General features: G+C 55.7%; 21 protein-coding genes. 6 read left to right on the top strand and 15 right to left on the bottom strand.

Translation table 11 applies throughout. The features are described 5' to 3' along the window. Positions 1 to 64 precede the first annotated feature (64 nt). Entirely contained in the window at positions 65 to 907 is an 843-nt protein-coding gene (locus ABIB59_RS06245; RefSeq protein WP_354034459.1) for a helix-turn-helix transcriptional regulator, read from the top strand. Here ABIB59_RS06245 and ruvC read toward each other — a convergent pair. From ruvC to aspS, 4 genes are read right to left on the bottom strand one after another with little or no spacing between them, the layout of a single operon-like run. Further along, on the bottom strand, positions 879 to 1,400 hold the full coding sequence (gene ruvC / locus ABIB59_RS06240) for a crossover junction endodeoxyribonuclease RuvC (protein ID WP_039078721.1): 522 nt from the start codon (positions 1,398 to 1,400) through the stop codon (positions 879 to 881). The two genes, ABIB59_RS06245 and ruvC, sit on opposite strands and share 29 nt — an antisense overlap. 34 nt (positions 1,401 to 1,434) lie before the next feature. Further along, a complete protein-coding gene (locus ABIB59_RS06235; RefSeq protein ID WP_047370910.1) occupies positions 1,435 to 2,175 on the bottom strand; it encodes a YebC/PmpR family DNA-binding transcriptional regulator in 741 nt (246 codons plus the stop codon). 26 nt (positions 2,176 to 2,201) lie between these two features. After that, positions 2,202 to 2,645 carry a dihydroneopterin triphosphate diphosphatase gene (gene nudB / locus ABIB59_RS06230; RefSeq protein WP_039078719.1) on the bottom strand — a complete coding sequence of 148 codons (444 nt, stop codon included), beginning with the start codon at positions 2,643 to 2,645 and terminating at the stop codon, positions 2,202 to 2,204. Between the two features lies 1 nt (position 2,646). Beyond that, entirely contained in the window at positions 2,647 to 4,431 is a 1,785-nt protein-coding gene (aspS, locus tag ABIB59_RS06225) for an aspartate--tRNA ligase (protein ID WP_125124968.1), read from the bottom strand. Positions 4,432 to 4,699: 268 nt separating this feature from the next. On the opposite strand from aspS, the gene ABIB59_RS06220 reads away from it, so the two are divergent. From ABIB59_RS06220 to cmoB, 5 genes are read left to right on the top strand one after another with little or no spacing between them, the layout of a single operon-like run. Beyond that, a complete protein-coding gene (locus ABIB59_RS06220) occupies positions 4,700 to 5,266 on the top strand; it encodes a hydrolase (RefSeq protein ID WP_039078717.1) in 567 nt (188 codons plus the stop codon). Further along, positions 5,263 to 6,081, top strand: coding sequence for a DUF72 domain-containing protein (locus ABIB59_RS06215; RefSeq protein ID WP_039078716.1), 819 nt, complete (start codon positions 5,263 to 5,265; stop codon positions 6,079 to 6,081). The genes ABIB59_RS06220 and ABIB59_RS06215 overlap by 4 nt, the downstream gene beginning before the upstream one ends. 48 nt (positions 6,082 to 6,129) lie before the next feature. Beyond that, a complete protein-coding gene (locus ABIB59_RS06210) occupies positions 6,130 to 6,525 on the top strand; it encodes an MAPEG family protein (RefSeq protein WP_039078715.1) in 396 nt (131 codons plus the stop codon). Positions 6,526 to 6,564: 39 nt separating this feature from the next. After that, the gene (cmoA, locus tag ABIB59_RS06205; RefSeq protein WP_165158860.1) at positions 6,565 to 7,308 is read left to right on the top strand and encodes a carboxy-S-adenosyl-L-methionine synthase CmoA; all 744 of its coding nucleotides are present in this window, start codon (positions 6,565 to 6,567) and stop codon (positions 7,306 to 7,308) included. Then, positions 7,305 to 8,276 (top strand): tRNA 5-methoxyuridine(34)/uridine 5-oxyacetic acid(34) synthase CmoB, encoded by a 972-nt coding sequence (gene cmoB / locus ABIB59_RS06200; RefSeq protein ID WP_071194611.1) that lies wholly within the window; start codon positions 7,305 to 7,307, stop codon positions 8,274 to 8,276. The genes cmoA and cmoB overlap by 4 nt, the downstream gene beginning before the upstream one ends. A 225-nt stretch (positions 8,277 to 8,501) precedes the next feature. Here the strand turns inward: cmoB and cutC are convergent, their stop codons facing one another. The 11 genes from cutC to ABIB59_RS06145 form a co-directional block, all read right to left on the bottom strand. Beyond that, positions 8,502 to 9,245, bottom strand: coding sequence for a copper homeostasis protein CutC (cutC, locus tag ABIB59_RS06195; RefSeq protein ID WP_039078712.1), 744 nt, complete (start codon positions 9,243 to 9,245; stop codon positions 8,502 to 8,504). 82 nt (positions 9,246 to 9,327) lie between these two features. After that, on the bottom strand, positions 9,328 to 9,888 hold the full coding sequence (locus tag ABIB59_RS06190; protein ID WP_039078711.1) for a VOC family protein: 561 nt from the start codon (positions 9,886 to 9,888) through the stop codon (positions 9,328 to 9,330). A 109-nt stretch (positions 9,889 to 9,997) separates the two neighbouring features. Beyond that, on the bottom strand, positions 9,998 to 10,957 hold the full coding sequence (locus tag ABIB59_RS06185) for a YbgA family protein (RefSeq protein ID WP_039078710.1): 960 nt from the start codon (positions 10,955 to 10,957) through the stop codon (positions 9,998 to 10,000). A gap of 12 nt (positions 10,958 to 10,969) precedes the next feature. Beyond that, a complete protein-coding gene (locus ABIB59_RS06180; RefSeq protein ID WP_071194613.1) occupies positions 10,970 to 11,500 on the bottom strand; it encodes a DUF3833 domain-containing protein in 531 nt (176 codons plus the stop codon). Continuing rightward, entirely contained in the window at positions 11,497 to 12,015 is a 519-nt protein-coding gene (locus ABIB59_RS06175) for a hypothetical protein (protein WP_110294997.1), read from the bottom strand. Before ABIB59_RS06175 ends, ABIB59_RS06180 begins: the two co-directional genes overlap by 4 nt. Positions 12,016 to 12,020: 5 nt before the next feature. Beyond that, the gene (locus ABIB59_RS06170; RefSeq protein ID WP_354034454.1) at positions 12,021 to 12,506 is read right to left on the bottom strand and encodes a DUF2878 domain-containing protein; all 486 of its coding nucleotides are present in this window, start codon (positions 12,504 to 12,506) and stop codon (positions 12,021 to 12,023) included. Further along, on the bottom strand, positions 12,503 to 13,723 hold the full coding sequence (locus ABIB59_RS06165; RefSeq protein WP_071194615.1) for an SAM-dependent methyltransferase: 1,221 nt from the start codon (positions 13,721 to 13,723) through the stop codon (positions 12,503 to 12,505). The genes ABIB59_RS06170 and ABIB59_RS06165 overlap by 4 nt, the downstream gene beginning before the upstream one ends. Then, complete coding sequence (locus ABIB59_RS06160; protein ID WP_354034452.1) at positions 13,720 to 14,442, bottom strand: DUF1365 domain-containing protein; 723 nt, start codon at positions 14,440 to 14,442, stop codon at positions 13,720 to 13,722. The genes ABIB59_RS06165 and ABIB59_RS06160 overlap by 4 nt, the downstream gene beginning before the upstream one ends. Position 14,443: 1 nt before the next feature. Beyond that, positions 14,444 to 15,703: an NAD(P)/FAD-dependent oxidoreductase gene (locus ABIB59_RS06155; protein ID WP_222555801.1), complete on the bottom strand. Its 1,260-nt coding sequence runs from the start codon at positions 15,701 to 15,703 to the stop codon at positions 14,444 to 14,446. Next, the gene (locus ABIB59_RS06150) at positions 15,700 to 16,419 is read right to left on the bottom strand and encodes an SDR family NAD(P)-dependent oxidoreductase (RefSeq protein WP_354034450.1); all 720 of its coding nucleotides are present in this window, start codon (positions 16,417 to 16,419) and stop codon (positions 15,700 to 15,702) included. Before ABIB59_RS06150 ends, ABIB59_RS06155 begins: the two co-directional genes overlap by 4 nt. Next, positions 16,416 to 16,850, bottom strand: coding sequence for a nuclear transport factor 2 family protein (locus tag ABIB59_RS06145; protein WP_354034448.1), 435 nt, complete (start codon positions 16,848 to 16,850; stop codon positions 16,416 to 16,418). Before ABIB59_RS06145 ends, ABIB59_RS06150 begins: the two co-directional genes overlap by 4 nt. Positions 16,851 to 17,013 lie beyond the last annotated feature (163 nt).

Below are 17,013 nucleotides of genomic sequence, written 5' to 3'. Positions count from 1 at the left end.
CCGGATCCTAAGTAAACTCATACTGTATAGTAGCATGATACATGGTGGTATAAGGACTAACAGGATGCAGCGCGATACCCGTCCCACAGAGTTAGGCGATTACCTCAAACACCGCCGTGCGCGGCTCGACCCGGATGCGCTTGGTTTTCATACCGGGCGTCGTCGTACACCCGGATTACGCCGTGAAGAGGTGGCGCATCTGGCCTGTATTAGCGCTACCTGGTATACCTGGCTGGAGCAAGGGCGCGGCGGCACCCCGTCAGCAGAAGTGCTGGAGCGCTTATGCCACGCTTTACAACTTAGCCCACCCGAACGTGAGCATGTCTTCCATCTGGCGCTCGGACGCGCCCCTGAGGTGCGTTATACCCCGTCTCTGGCCGTCACGGCGCGGCTGCAAAAGGTGCTGGATTGTATGACGCTCAGCCCGGCAATGATCCGCACCGCGACCTGGTGTGTACTGGCATGGAATCAGCCCGCTGCCGTCGTGCTGACCGATTATGCAAAGCTGCCCCATACCGAGCGCAATATTCTGCGGCGTATCTTTCTCGACCCACGGGTGCGTGAGGTCCAGGCAGACTGGGAAGGCCTGGCGCAGTCGCTGGTCGCCGCTTTTCGCGCGGATGCTACCCGCTCAGGCGCAACAGCAGAAGTGAAACCGCTTATTGATGAATTGATGGCCGCTTCGCCGCTGTTTGCCGAACTGTGGCGCAGCAATACCATCGACACGATGGGCGAAGGCACGAAAGTGCTGATTCATCGCGAAGCGGGGAGATTATCGCTGGAGTATTCGAGTTTTGCCGTTGAAGGGCAGCCAGATCTGACGATGATTGTCTATAACCCGTCAACGCCTGAGGATGCCCAAAAAATCAGCGCGTTACTTAGCGCAGCCGCCCACGCGCCAGATTAAGCCGGGTATCGCTCATTTGCATTGCATTCTGGCTGACATGGCAATGGGTGATAGCAATCGCCAGCGCATCGGCGGCGTCCGCTTGCGGGTTCGCCGGAAGTTTCAGCAAGGTGCGTACCATATGCTGAACCTGGCTTTTCTCGGCGCTGCCAATACCGACGACGGTCTGTTTGACCTGACGGGCCGCATATTCAAACACGGGCAGATCCTGGTTTACAGCAGCCACAATGGCCACACCGCGCGCCTGCCCAAGCTTGAGCGCAGAATCGGCGTTTTTTGCCATAAAGACTTGTTCAATCGCGAAGTAATCAGGCTGGAACTGGGTGATGATTTCCGTCACACCGGCATAAATTAATTTCAGGCGCGACGGTAAATCATCAACTTTGGTACGGATGCATCCGCTGCCCAGGTAGGTCAGTTGCCTGCCTACCTGGCGAATCACACCGTAACCGGTTACGCGTGAACCCGGGTCGATACCGAGAATGACAGACATCACGCGTCTCCGGTTATTGCGATAAGTTGCCTCATCACAGAGTAGCCGCAACCTCGTCAGAAATTTCACCGTTATGGTAAACTTCCTGCACATCGTCGCAATCTTCGAGCATGTCGATCAAACGCAGCAGTTTCGGTGCGGTTTCCGCATCCATATCCGCTTTGGTTGACGGGATCATGGAGACTTCGGCGTTGTCGGCTTTCAGGCCTGCCGCTTCCAGTGCATCGCGCACTGCGCCCATCTCTTCCCATGCGGTGTAGACGTCAATGGCACCGTCGTCGAAGGTCACAACATCTTCCGCGCCCGCTTCCAGCGCCGCTTCCATGATGGTGTCTTCGTCGCCTTTCTCGAAAGAGATCACGCCTTTCTTGCTGAACAGGTAAGAAACGGAACCGTCAGTGCCCAGGTTACCACCGGTTTTGGTGAAGGCATGGCGCACTTCGGCAACGGTACGGTTGCGGTTGTCAGACAGACATTCCACCATCACCGCTGTGCCGCCAGGACCGTAACCTTCATAAATGATGGTTTCCATGTTCGCGTCTTCATCACCGCCCACGCCACGTGCGATAGCACGGTTCAGGGTGTCACGGGTCATGTTGTTCGACAGCGCTTTATCCACTGCCGCACGCAGACGCGGGTTGGAACCGATATCGCCGCCGCCAAGGCGCGCTGCGGTAACCAGCTCACGAATAATTTTGGTAAAGATTTTACCGCGCTTGGCATCCTGTGCCGCTTTGCGGTGTTTGGTGTTGGCCCATTTACTGTGACCTGCCATAAGAAACTCTCCACTTAACCGTTGATTTATACGGCATGAATTACAAATTCTTCAATCGCCTGCCGGTTGCTCCATGACTTGGTTAACGCGGCCGCTTGCGGCGCATCAACCCAGCGGTAAGCCAGATGTTCAGTGAACACGACCGACCGTTCATGGGGTAGCGCAAGACAGAACCAGGATTCGGTATTGCGCACCACGCCAGGGGCGTAGCGATGACGTAAATGTTCAAAAATTTCAAACTCCACCGTGCGCTGACAGTCAATTAAGGCCAGTTGCTCAGTCGCAATGTCAATGGCGACCTCTTCCTTTACTTCGCGCGCGGCGGCTTGCGATGCGGACTCTCCCTCTTCCAGGCTGCCGGTAACCGACTGCCAGAAATCGGGATCGTCGCGTCGCTGCAACATCAGCACCCGCTTCGTGTCCTGGGCATAAATAACAACTAAGACAGAAACGGGATACTTAAATTGCATATTATTCGTTCTCCGAAATCTCTTTTGACGCTTTCGGAAGCACCTGAATACCCAGTTCCGCCAGGGAAGCCGGGTTAGCAAAGCTCGGTGCTTCGGTCATCAGACAAGCAGCCGCAGTGGTTTTCGGGAAAGCGATAACGTCACGAATGTTGTCGGTGCCGGTCAGCAGCATGGTCAGACGATCCAGACCAAATGCCAGGCCTGCGTGCGGCGGGGTACCGAATTTCAGCGCATCCAGCAGGAAGCCGAACTTCTCGCGCTGTTCCTGTTCAGTAATGCCCAGAATGCCGAACACGGTCTGCTGCATGTCACCACGGTGAATACGCACAGAACCACCGCCCACTTCGTAGCCATTGATAACCATATCGTAAGCGTTCGCAACCGCCTCTTCCGGCGCGGCTTTCAGTTCATCCGCCGTCATGTCTTTCGGTGAGGTGAACGGATGGTGCATTGCGGTCAGGCCGCCTTCACCGTCGTCTTCAAACATCGGGAAGTCGATAACCCACAGCGGCGCCCATTTGTTTTCGTCGGTCAGGCTCAGGTCTTTACCGAGTTTCAGACGCAGCGCGCCCAGCGCATCAGCTACCACTTTCTTGTTGTCAGCGCCGAAGAAAATCATGTCGCCGTCTTGTGCGCCAGTACGATCCAGGAGAGCTTCAACGATGTCCGCGGTCAGGAATTTCGCCACCGGGCTGTTGATGCCTTCCATGCCTTTCGCACGTTCGGTCACTTTAATGTAAGCCAGGCCTTTCGCGCCGTAGATCTTCACAAAGTTGCCGTATTCATCAATCAGCTTGCGGGTCAGAGAGGCGCCGCCAGGAACGCGCAGCGCGGCAACGCGGCCTTTCGGATCGTTGGCCGGGCCAGAGAAGACCGCAAACTCAACGTCTTTCAGCAGATCCGCTACATCCACCAGCTCCATCGGGTTACGCAGGTCCGGTTTATCGGAACCGTAACGGCGCTCCGCTTCGGCGAAAGTCATGATCGGGAACTGGCCCAGATCGACGCCTTTAATGTCCAGCCACAGGTTGCGGATCAGCTCTTCCATCACTTCACGCACCTGCGGTGCGGTCATGAAGGAGGTTTCCACGTCGATCTGGGTGAATTCTGGCTGACGGTCAGCGCGCAGGTCCTCGTCACGGAAGCATTTCACAATCTGGTAGTAACGATCGAAGCCGGACATCATCAGAAGCTGTTTGAATAGCTGTGGAGACTGCGGCAGCGCGTAGAATTTGCCTTTATGTACGCGTGAAGGCACCAGATAGTCGCGCGCGCCTTCCGGCGTCGCTTTGGTCAGCATCGGGGTTTCGATATCGAGGAAACCGTGGTCATCCATAAAACGACGCACGAAGCTGGTAATTTTGGCGCGGGTTTTCAGGCGCTGGGCCATTTCCGGACGACGCAGGTCCAGATAGCGGTATTTCAGACGCGCTTCTTCGGTATTAACCTGATTGGAATCCAGCGGCAGCGGCTCAGAGCGGTTGATAATGGTCAGTTCGCTGGCAAACACTTCCACTTCGCCGGTCGCCATATCGCTGTTGACGTTTCTTTCGTCACGAGCACGCACGGTGCCGGTCACCACGATGCAGAACTCATTACGCAGTTCGGAAGCCAGTTTGAAGGCTTCGGCGTCCGGGTCGAAGAACACCTGAACGATGCCTTCACGATCACGCATATCAATAAAAATGAGGCTGCCGAGATCACGACGACGATTGACCCAACCACACAGAGTCACCTGCTGCCCCACGTGGGACTTACGCAACTGTCCGCAATATTCTGTACGCATGAGATATCCCTTAACTTTGCCGCAGGCTGATTGTTGCCTGCCGTGCAGGCGACGATGTCGCAGCTTTAGCTGAATGTCACAACTGGATGAAAAAAGGCGGCTATTATACTGGAAATAATGGCACACGATAAGCCCGATACCGCCTGTACGCGCGTTTGCTGCGCACGCTTAGTGCGTATTCTCACAAAAATTAACAAAATTTGTAAACCGGGTGCAGCAGGATACCGCGTAAGGTAAGTGCGACCTCATTCTTTTTTCAGGAGTTATCATGCTTGAACTTAATGCTGCCAACACCGCCCTGGTGGTTATCGATTTACAGGAAGGTATTCTGCCGTTTGCCGGTGGTCCGCACAGCGCTGAGGATGTGGTGAAACGGGCCGCGACGCTGGCTGAGGCGTTTCGCGCTAACAGTGCGCCGGTCATTCTGGTCCGCGTTGGCTGGTCTGCCGATTTTGCCGAAGCGTTAAAACAGCCGGTCGATGCGCAAACTGGCGGTCACGCGTTGCCGGAAAACTGGTGGACGTATCCGCTGAAGCTTGGCAAGAAAGAGAGCGACATTGAGGTCACTAAACGCCAGTGGGGCGCATTCTACGGTACCGACCTGGAGTTGCAGTTGCGCCGCCGCGGTATCGACACCATCGTGTTGTGCGGTATTTCCACCAACATCGGCGTCGAATCCACCGCCCGCAACGCCTGGGAGCTGGGCTTTAACCTGGTGGTTGCGGAAGATGCCTGCTCCGCCGCCAGCAGCGAACAGCATCAGGGCAGCATGAAAAATATCTTTCCGCGAATTGGTCGCGTGCGCAGCACCGGGGAGATTCTGGCCGCGTTATGATTTACCTTGGCCTGCCGCAATGGTCGCACCCGAAATGGGTGCGCCTTGGCATCACCAGTCTTGAAGAGTATGCCCGCCACTTTAACTGCGTGGAGGGCAACACCACGCTCTATGCCCTACCGAAAGCCGAAATTGTCCAGCGCTGGTACGATCAAACCCACGATGATTTTCGCTTTTGCTTTAAGTTTCCGGCGACCATTTCCCATCAGGCCTCGCTGCGCCAGTGCAGCGATTTGACGCAGGAATTTTTCACCCGTCTTGCGCCGCTGGAAACGCGTATCGGCCAGTACTGGCTACAACTGCCCGCCACGTTTGGTCCGCGCGATCTTCCGGCACTGTGGGCTTTCCTGGATGCGCTTCCGGCGGATTTCACCTACGGTGTTGAAGTGCGCCACCCGGAATTTTTTGCCAAAGGCGAGACGGAGTTGTCACTTAACCGCGGTCTGCATCAGCGCGGCGTCAACCGGGTGATTCTGGATAGCCGCCCTATTCACAGCGCCATCCCCCACAGCGAAGCGGTGAGGGATGCGCAGCGCAAGAAGCCTAAGCTGCCGGTTCATGCCCTGGTGACCGCACAAAACCCATTGATCCGCTTTATCGGTAGTGACGATATGGAACAGAACCGTCAATTATTCAGCGTCTGGCTGGAGAAGCTGCCGCAATGGGAGAAGCAGAGCACGCCATATCTGTTTTTGCACACCCCTGATAACGGCCAGTCGCCGGAACTCGTGGATGTATTATGGAAAGATCTTCAGCAGGCGCTGCCCTCTATTGGTACTCCTCCGTCCATTCCTCAGCAATCTTCTCTTTTCTGAATGGATTACCTATCATTGTAAAGCCATCCGCGTATAAAGGGAGTTTGTATGGTAAGCGCGCTGTATGCCGTGCTGGGTGCGTTACTGCTCATTAAGTTTTCATTTGATGTTGTGCGTCTGCGCATGCAATACCGCGTCAGCTATGGCGACGGTGGGTTCAGCGAGTTGCAAAGCGCCATCCGTATTCACGGCAACGCGGTGGAATACATTCCGCTGGCGTTGGTGCTGTTGTTATTTATGGAGATGAACGGCGCTGAAACCTGGATGGTTCACGTGTGCGGCATCCTGCTTATTGCCGGACGTTTAATGCATTACTACGGGCTTCATCACCGACAGCTAAGCTGGCGTCGTTCCGGAATGAGCGCGACCTGGAGTTCGCTACTACTGATGGTGGTCGCAAACCTGTGGTATATGCCGTGGGAGTTGGTTTTCTCCCTGCGTTAGCGCACAATACGCCACTTTGTTTTCCCGGATGTTTACATTATGTCTAACCGCGACATGCTTTTTTCCGCGCCTATCGCCAGCCTGGGCGACTGGACCTTTGATGAACGGGTTGCCGAAGTCTTCCCGGATATGATCCAGCGCTCCGTCCCGGGTTACTCCAATATTATCTCGATGATCGGCATGCTGGCGGAGCGTTTCGTTCAGCCACAGACGCAGATTTACGACCTGGGCTGCTCTTTAGGCGCCGCGACGCTTTCCGTGCGCCGTAATATTCATCACGACGGCTGCAAAATCATTGCCGTTGATAACTCGCCGGCAATGGTTGAACGCTGCCGCCGTCATATTGATGCGTATAAAGCGCCTACGCCGGTCGAGGTTATTGAAGGCGATATTCGCGATATCGCCATTGAAAACGCCTCAATGGTGGTGCTGAATTTTACCCTGCAGTTCCTTGTGCCAGAAGAACGTCAGGCGCTGCTGGATAAGATTTATCAGGGGTTGAATCCCGGCGGCGCGCTGGTGCTGTCCGAGAAATTCAGTTTTGAAGATGCCAACGTCGGCGAGTTGTTATTCAACATGCATCACGACTTTAAACGTGCCAATGGCTACAGCGAGCTGGAAATCAGCCAGAAACGCAGCATGCTGGAAAATGTGATGCTGACGGATTCGGTCGAAAAGCATAAATCCCGCCTGCAACAGGCCGGGTTTGAACATAGCGAAGTCTGGTTCCAGTGTTTTAACTTTGGTTCGCTGATTGCCCTGAAAGAGGGTGACCAGGCATGATCACCTTCGAGCGTTTTTATCAGCAAATCGCCGTCAGCCCCCTGTCTCACTGGTTAGAAACCCTGCCGGCGCAGATTGCCGCCTGGCAACGTGACCAGCTTCATGGTCAGTTCAAACAGTGGACCAATGCGGTGAATTTCTTACCCGAACTGACGCCTTCGCATCTCGACTTGCTTAATAGCGTCACCGCCGAAAGCGAAACACCATTAAGCGCAGGGCAACTGACGCGCATGGAGACCCTGCTGCGCAATCTGATGCCGTGGCGTAAAGGGCCTTACTCTCTGTATGGCATCAATATCGACACGGAATGGCGTTCCGACTGGAAATGGGATCGCGTGCTGCCGCACCTGTCTGACTTGCAGGGCCGGACTATTCTCGATGTAGGTTGTGGCAGTGGTTATCATATGTGGCGCATGATTGGCGCGGGGGCAAAGCTGGCCGTGGGCATCGACCCGACGCAACTGTTCCTGTGTCAGTTTGAAGCAGTGCGTAAGCTGTTGGGGGATGATCGTCGCGCCCATTTATTGCCGCTGGGTATTGAGCAGCTTCCGGCGCTGAATGCCTTCGATACCGTCTTTTCAATGGGCGTGCTGTATCACCGTCGCTCACCGCTGGAGCACCTGTGGCAGTTGAAAGATCAACTGGTAAAAGACGGTGAACTGGTACTGGAAACGCTGGTTGTCGACGGTGATGAGCATACCGTTCTGGTGCCGGGTGATCGCTACGCCCAGATGCGTAACGTCTATTTTATTCCCTCGGCGGCGGCGCTGAAAAACTGGCTTGAGAAGTGCGGCTTTGTTGATGTCCGTATCGCCGATGTCTGTGCGACCACCACCGGGGAGCAGCGCGGTACGTCATGGATGGTGACGGAATCACTGGCTGACTTCCTTGATCCGAATGACCATACCAGGACCATTGAAGGCTACCCGGCCCCGGTGCGCGCCGTGTTAATTGCACGTAAACCGTGATGAGTGACGAAGCCCTTTCGCCAGAATAGTTCGGTTTGCAACAAGGCGGCGACGCGGCGCATCCCCGGGAGCGTAGATAACCAGGTGACCGGAGTGAGCGAGGAAAGCCAACGCCGTTGCAGGCCGGAATAGGCAGGCGAAAGATAAAAAAAGGCCCCTGTTAAATGCAGGGGCCTGGTACGAGCAAGCATCATATTGGGCGACATGATGCGCGGTAAAAACCGGTTATGGGCGATGCTGAACAATCATTGTCTTCATCACCGCCACTGCCTCGCCGTCCACACCATAGCGCGAATACTCATCCGCGGCGGCGTCCGACGACATGGACAATCCTGTATTGCGATAACGCATGGGCGATGGTGTCCAGATACCCGCTGAGCTGTGAACTTCTTTCACGCCTGCGTCAAGAAAACGCATCAGGTTCGCTGCACGGACACCCGCGCCAGCCATAATGATTGGAACACCTGAATGGGTATTTAGTTCCATAATTAATGAAAGACCTTTTTCTGCGCTCGCCTGTTGGCCTGACGTCAGGATGCGGGCAACCCCTAAATCTCTCAATTTTTCAGCGGCTTCACGCGGTTTTGCACACATATCAAAAGCGCGATGAAAAGTGACCGCCATCCCCCCTGCGGCCTCAATAATTTGTTGCATACGCGGCATATCGACATTGCCGTCCTCATCCAGCACGCCGGTTACCATTCCCGGAAAACCCAGTTCGCGAATGGCCTGGATATCCTCCAGCATGGCGGCGAATTCATCGTCGCTGTAGCAAAAATCGCCCCCGCGCGGGCGCACTATCGGGTGCACAGGGATGGTGACCCGCTGACGGGCGGCTTTAAGCGTCCCGAGTGAGGGGGTCAGCCCGCCTTCTTTCGGCGCGGCGCACAGCTCAATGCGGTCCGCCCCGTTTTGCTGCGCGATCTCCGCACAGGTTGCGCTATAGCAACATATTTCCAGTAACGTCATCTCTTCTTCCTTTAAGATGCAGCGTGCTCAGCATGGCATTATTTGACAACCTGCGTGCTGAGCGCCCTCACACAGTGAGATTCTATTGCTCGCTGGCGACTATCTCTTCTATCGACCAGGGGTGAAATTTGATGGTGACTTTACCATCGGTCACGGCAAGCGTGGGGTTCGGCAGACGCTCTCGTTCACCTTTTGGCGAACTGGTCTTCACAAAAATGCCTGGCTGGCTCAACCCCTCATCCGAAAGCAGCGCCAGCGCGCGGGCATTGAGGGTTTCCGGCTCACCCGGCAGTACAATTTCGATATGCTCCCACCCCTCGTGCGGGTAACGTTTTTCCCCCGGCCACGGCAGTTCGACCACGCTAAATGCCCAGTGCGCGACCTGCACCGGTTGCGATAACCTGAACAGACAGATAGGTCGGCCATTAATAAGGTTTTCTGAGAGCAGCTCACCGCACTGTTCAAAGCCGCGACGCCAGCGTTCGGCCGTCGCGTTCTGGTGACAGCGCAAGGAGATATGGTCAGCATTGAGGTCACGGATATCCAGCCCCAGGCGGGTGACAAGGTGTGTCAGATCCTCAATGAAACGCGGGAGATCTGCAGCGATATCCTGCAGTTCGTCAATATGTTGCCAACCAGCCATTGTTTATTCCCATGCGATGAATTCGGGCGATACTTTACCCTGTTCTGCGCACGTCACCAACTCAGGTTATGCAGTGATGTCGCCCGCGTCTGACATCACTGCCACCCGGTTATTTGAGGTTCAGGCGAAGCCCCAGATCGTTGGGATAGGGATTGAAATAGTTTTGTGCCAGCAGATAGTGGTCAGGGTATTCGCCAAGGTAATGTTTGAGCAACGTTAAGGGGGCAAGTATCGGCAGCAGCCCGGCGCGATAGTGAAGAATCACCTCCCGAAGCTCACCGCGCTGACGAGGCGTAAGTTTGCCGTGAAAATACCCCTGAATGTGCATCAATACGTTAGTGTGATTCTTGCGGGAGGCCGGGTGTTTGAGGATCGCCATCAGCTTTTCCCGGTAAGCCTCGAAAAACGCCTCCAGGTTGTCCCACTGGGAAAGTGACGCGACAAACGGCCCGATCTCCCGGTATCCCGCCTGATGATGTGCCAGCAACTGGAGTTTGTAGCGGCTGTGAAAATCGAGCAGGCTATGACGGGTCAGACCGCGTGCCCGCAGGGTATTGAGCTCATATAACGCGAATACGCGCTCCACAAAGTTCTCGCGCAATACCGGGTCGTGCAGGCGACCATCTTCTTCCACCGGCAGCCACGGGTACGCCGAGAGTAACGCGCCGGTGAAACGCCCCACCCCCTCTTTCCGCCCTCTCCCGCCTTTTTCATCATACAGTCGCACGCGTTCCATTCCGCAACTCGGTGATTTCGCACAGACGATAAAACCGGCCAGTTCGGCAACGCGGGGCAGATACGCCGTGGTGAAGTCATCTATTTTCTGAGTGACATCCTCATTCGGCGCCTGGCTAAAGCGCATCCGGGTCTCGCCACTGGCGGTCTGAACCAGACGCAACGCCGGGCGGGGAACGGGCAGCCCCATAGCCATCTCCGGGCAGACAGGGCTAAAGGTCACCCACTGGGCAAGTTCGTCCATCACAAAACCCATGCGCTTATGTCCGCCATCGAAACGCACGGCCGAGCCGGTCAAACAGCCGCTGATACCAATCGTCGGTTGAGTTTTCATACCCCTCTCCTTTTATTGTGTTTTTCGGGTGAAAAAGAGCGTGACCGTTGCAACGGTAATGCCGAATTTCTTCATGGCGGTTTTGTTGAAAAGGTGTGTATCGTCCTGCAGATACAGCCAGTCATCAAAGTGTAGCAGCCAGGTTTTTCCGTCAGCCGTCACGTTCATGCTGTAACGCCAGTTAAAGGCATTGCCTGCCGCCTGACCCCGTGCGACACCTTCGATATCGCCAGCAGTCCCTTCATAGCGGCCGTTACCGGTACGCCGGATATGCCACACTCGCTGCTGTTTTTCGCCATCGTCGTACACAAAATGTTCGTTGAGTGTCAGCGTGTCGCCCACCACATCGCCCTCTATCTCAACGTGGAAGCGGCGCAATTGTTTACCACTATAGTCCTGCACCATGCCCCAGGCTTCGGTCTTGCCCTGAAAATAGTGAAATATATCGAGTGGCGGCTGTTGGCGTTGATAGTCATTTATCTCGCTACTGCAGCCCGTCAGCATTAAGAGAAGTGTCAGTCCAAGTGCCAGAATGCGTTTCATTGTTCACCTCCAATGAGCTGCTGACGCAGCCTGGGGTATTGCGTATGGGGATCGAGCCAGATGGCCAGAAAGCTGATGCTGAACGCCAGGGATTGCGGTGGCCCCAGCGGGGTAAAGGCTTTTTGCGCCGCCGAAGCGCGATACCAGAACTGCCCTTGTTTATCGTGCAGAACAAACGCCAGTTGCGTGCCCGAACGGACATCCGGCCAGAGCGTTGCCAGGGTGCGTAGCCAGGCCTGACTCTGCGCTTCCCGCGTCAGAATGCCCAGCGCCTGCCACTGTTCGCGAGTCGCATCGACCAGTTCATCACGCGTGATGTCCCGCGCGTAGGTAATGATTAACGCCTGGTCCTGATCCGCTGCGATATAACGCCCCTGCGGCGTGCGCAGTTGCGAGGTATAAACGGTAAAGGGCCCCCAGGTTAATGTTGCGTCACCGGCTTTGCGCCAGTTTAGCCAGTCAGAGGCGCTCACTAAGGGAGCGGCGGCTATCAGTAATAGCAGCGCAAAGCGCAGAGCTTTCATTGCCGCCTCCCCATCAATAAATGGAAAAAAAGCGCCAGTACCAGCCATCCGAGTCCGAGCCAGCTCAGCACAATAAAGTTCGGTTGCAGGAATGTAATCGCCCCCAGCCGTTCACCGACATAGTAAGCAACTGGCCCGCCCAGCGTCGCCAGCAACGCCAGCGTCCAGCCCGGCAAGGCACTGGTGTGGGTGAGTCGGGTCCAGACGACGGCAAACATCAGCCACAGCGCCACCATCCACAATGGCAGCACGCCATCTCCGCTGAAACGGATCAATCCGGTAAGCGCCCAAAGGGCATCCAGCAAGCCGCCAGCCACGGCCAGCACCAGGGCATATATGCGCAGCGCTGGCGCAAGCATAACGCAGGCGAGCATCGCCAGTGCGAGCCAGACGATAATGCCGCGCTCACGAAACAGCACCACCAGCGTCCAGTAAAGATCGAACGCCACGGCCATGAAGAAAACCTGCAGATGGCGGTTCATACACGTTCCGCAGTCAGTTGCACCACGCTGATGGTGCGTGCATTGAAACCCGCTTCGCAGTAGCCAAAATAGTAAAGCCACATGCGGCGAAAACGCTCATCAAACCCCAGCTTTTCAATCTCTTGCCAGGCCTGAACGAAACGCTGACGCCAGTGCGCGAGGGTACGGGCATAATCGGGCCCCATATCGAACACATTGCGCACCACAAAATCGGTGTGGCGGGTCATCAGGTTGTTCATTGCCGTTATGCTCGGCAAGAAACCGCCGGGAAAGATGTAACGCTGGATAAAATCGACGCTTTTGCTGTAATCGCTGTAGCGCTGATCCTGAATGGTGATGGCCTGAATTGCCATTTTCCCACCCGCGCGCAGGCGCGCCTGACAGGTTCGAAAGAAGGTCGGGAGATAGCGTTTTCCTACCGCTTCAATCATCTCAATCGAAACCAGTTTGTCGAACTGTCCGGTCAGGTCGCGATAGTCGCACAGCAATACCTGAACCTTATCCTGCAAGCCTGCCTGGTGAATGCGTGCCTGAGCCCACGTGTACTGCTCGCGTGATAGCGTGGTGGTGGTCACCCGACAGCCATAATGACGTGCGGCATATTCCGCCATGGCCCCCCATCCGGTGCCGATCTCCAGCAGGTGATCGTCCGGCGTTAGCGCCAGTTGTTCGCACAATCGCGCCATTTTTGCCTGCTGCGCACTGGCGAGATCCTGATCGGGCGCGGTGAACAGCGCGCTGGAGTAGAGCAACTGTTCATCCAGGAATTGGGCGTAAAAAAGATTCCCCAGGTCATAGTGCGCGGCAATGTTTTCCCGCGCCTGCAGACGGTCGTTACGCCGTGTCCAGTGGCGTAGCCGCTCAATCGGACGCCCGAGCAGGCGAAAGCCGCTTTCCAGTTTTCCTAAAACCTGGCTGTTGAGCGCTAAAATCTGCAACAGCGGGGTAAGCTGATGCGTCTCCCACTCGCCATCCATCCAGGCTTCCGCCGCCGCAAGGCTACCGCCAGTCAGTAAACGCCAGTAAACGACCGGGGAAAGGATCTGCACCTCTGCGCGCAACGCGGCGGCAGTATCGCCAAAATGGTAAGTTTGCCCCCCCTCACGAAGCGTGAGAGACCCCACGCGTAAACCGTTCAGAAGGCGAAAGAGCAACCAGCGCGCGACGCGAGCATTACGCGGCATATCGGGTTCAAGCGCAAAGACGGGATCGGTCATGAGCGTTCACTCCTGCTGACGGGATGGTTATAAAGGGGTACGCGCTTAAGCCACAGACGCAGCGCCTGCCAATAAATGGCCATCACGGTCTTGAGCGTCATGAGCGGAATACGCAACAGCAAGGACGTGAGTGCAGCGCGCGTTAATGGACGCCGGGTCAGACGCAACGTGGCGTCGAAGACCTTCGCCTCCTGATGGTTTTCGATATGCATATGCAGCGTTTTTCCAGGACGGTTAAAGCGCCAGTGATAGACCATATTCATCGGATTAAACGGGGAAACGTGGAACGCTTTTTCCAGCGGGCGGGCATTCTGTCCGTCAACGGCATAGTAATGTCGTTCATTCCAGGGCGTATTGCGCACCTCGGCCAGCACCCAACACAGAACGTCTTGCTGGTCGTAGCAGTAATAGAAGTTGACCGGGTTAAAATGAAAGCCGAAATAGCGCAGTTGAGTGAGCAACATCACCCGCCCCTGCGGACGTTCGCCGGTCAGATTTTCCAGCCGTTCGAGAACTTTCGCCTTAAGCGGCGATCCCAGCGGATAATCCTCGTCATAAAAGGCAGCGGCAGCAAAACGGTTACGACGAATGCCTGACATCGGGAGTGCGTCCAGCTCATCCAGATCGAGCCAGGCCATAAATACGCGATAGTTGAAATGGTGCTCACGGGGCAGAAGACGCCGATGGCGTAAAACACCTTCATAAAGACAACTGTTCATGTTACTGGCCCTCCCCATGGGCGATGCCCTGCACCACATCGAGCGCGCTGCGAACACCATCCTCATGAAAGCCGTTGTACCAGTAAGCGCCGCAGAACCAGCTACGCTGACGGCCATTAATCTCACCGCGCCGCGCCTGTGCCTGCCAGCTTTGCGGGTTAAACAGCGGGTGCTCATAAACAAAGCGTTTCCAGACGTAGAGTTCATCAACGGGCGTGTCCGGGTTCAACGTTACGCAGAATAAAGGCGCTTCCTTTGGCAGCCCTTGCAGGATATTCATGTTGTAGGTCACGCACGCGCTGGCCTGATCCTGCTCACTCAGGCGGTAGTTCCAGCTTGCCCAGGCACGCTCACGTTGCGGGAGCCAGCGTCGGTCACTGTGCAAGACCACCTCGTTACGCTGCCAGCCGATACCGCCGAGAATCTCTGTTTCCGCAACCGTGGGATCGGCAAGCATCGCCAGCGCCTGTGCGGAGTGGCAGGCAAAAATAACGTGGTCAAACGTAGAGGTTGCATCGGCAAGTTGGATTTCCACCCCCTTATCGTGGCGGGTAACGCTCTGCACCGGCGTATTGAGATGCAGCGTCAGACGGTCGCCGAGTTTGGCGAGCATGGCGCGGATATACTCACGCGAACCGCCGGGTACCACATACCACTGCGGGCGATGGGTCACATCCAGCAGTCCATGATTCTCAAAGAAGCGCAAAAACAGCGGCAACGGGAAACGCCGCATCTCTTGCAGGGACGATGACCAGATGGCCGCCCCCATCGGCAGAATGTAATGGCGGGCAAAAAAGGCGCTGAACCGGTGCTCATCGAGAAAGCTTTGCAGTGTGGCTTTCTCATCTACCTTGCCCGCGAGAGCCTGTTTTGCCTGGCGGTTAAAACGCACGATGTCACTGAGCAGATGCCAGAAAGATGGGTTAACGAGATTTCGGCGCTGGGCAAACAGCGAAGCAAGGGTGTGACCGTTATACTCCAGCCCACTTTGCGGATTGTGGACGGAAAAACTCATTTGCGTCTTCTGCCCGGCGATACCCAGTTCGCTGAGCAGCCCCATAAAACGCGGGTAGGTGCGATCGTTGTAGACGATAAAACCGGTATCAATGGCCCATCTCCCCTGTGGGGTGGCGACATCCACTGTAGCCGTATGCCCGCCGGGCGTGGCTTGTGCTTCAAATAGTGTCACCTTGTGATGACCGGCCAGCCGCCATGCACAGGTCAGCCCGGCAATGCCGCTACCAATAATTGCAATGTTCATGGCCGTACCATCCTGCGTAAGAATACCCGCTGCACAACGGCGGGAAGAGAGGAGAGCGAGCGCAACAGCCACCCAAAAGCGCCCGGAAATACGATATGTTTTTTGCCCTTTGCGAGACCGCGACGAATCGCCGTTACCGCCTGCCCGACGCTCACCTGACCAGGCATAGAAAAGTCGTTTTTACGGGTCAGCGGGGTGTCGACAAAGCCCGGCGAAACCACGGTGACAGCGATCCCTTTCGGCTCCCAGTCCAGACGCAAACTGTCAGCAAACCAACTGAGCGCAGCTTTTGACGCGCCATAGGCTTCGGCACGGGGAAATGGCAGCCAGTGCGCCATCGAACTGACCAGCACAACGCGACTTCCGGGTTTAAGCTGTGTCTGGAGCGCGGCAAGACAGTTCACCGGGCCAAGAAAATTGGTGCTCATCACCCGTTCGACAAGAGCGGCATCCACCACCCCGTGATCCAGATATTCGCAGGTGCCCGCACAAAGAATAACCAGATCGGCAGAACACCCTTCCAGCGCCTGGCGACAGGCGTCCCTGTCTGTCATATCGAACAGGCGCAGACGAATGTTAGAGCTATGCTGCTGTAGCGCCTCCAGACGCGATGGATCGCGCCCGCAGGCAATGACGAGGTAGCCATCGGCGGCGAAGGATTTAGCAAGCCCCTCGCCAATACCCGAACTGGCACCCGTGATAAGCACCGTTTTCATGCGCGGACCCTCTTTTTCACACCGCGGACCGCCCAGCCCAGTACGGGAAGATGCTCATACAGCATCTCCCCGGCGTCGTAATAATCACGCTGATGTAAGACATGCTCCCCCTGCACTTCCACGACCGAGCAGCCTGGCAGCGTGAGGGGTTCGTTGCCACGGATATGCGGATGCGACCAGTGCATGGTCCAGGTCACCGCAAAACGCTGACCATCACAAAGCGGGGGATCAATAGCGAAACGGCACTGTTCAACGTTCGCCAGCAGATGGGTGAAGTAACGATGGATAGCAACGAATCCGTGATGCTCGCCAAACGGATCCAGCAACACAGCATCGGGATGATAGAGCGCGCTCAGCGCCGAAGGCGGCTGGCTGTCCAGTTCAGCGTAGTAATGAACAAACCGATCAATGACGGACTGCATGGTGCTCATGGGTCTTACCCTTTCCGTTGACAAAACGCGGCTATCGCCTGATCTAAAACTTACACAATTAATTATATTTGTCCAAGTTTTGTTGCGTAAATATTTTATAAACCTTAAATATCAATAGATTAAATGTGATTAATTTTTATGCTTAATTTGAGAAAAAGGCGTA

Origin of the sequence: Citrobacter sp. UYEF32, from assembly GCF_040546205.1 — a bacterium.
GTDB classification, from domain to species: Bacteria; Pseudomonadota; Gammaproteobacteria; order Enterobacterales; family Enterobacteriaceae; genus Phytobacter; species Phytobacter diazotrophicus.
This window is presented reverse-complemented; position numbering and strand designations above follow the sequence as displayed.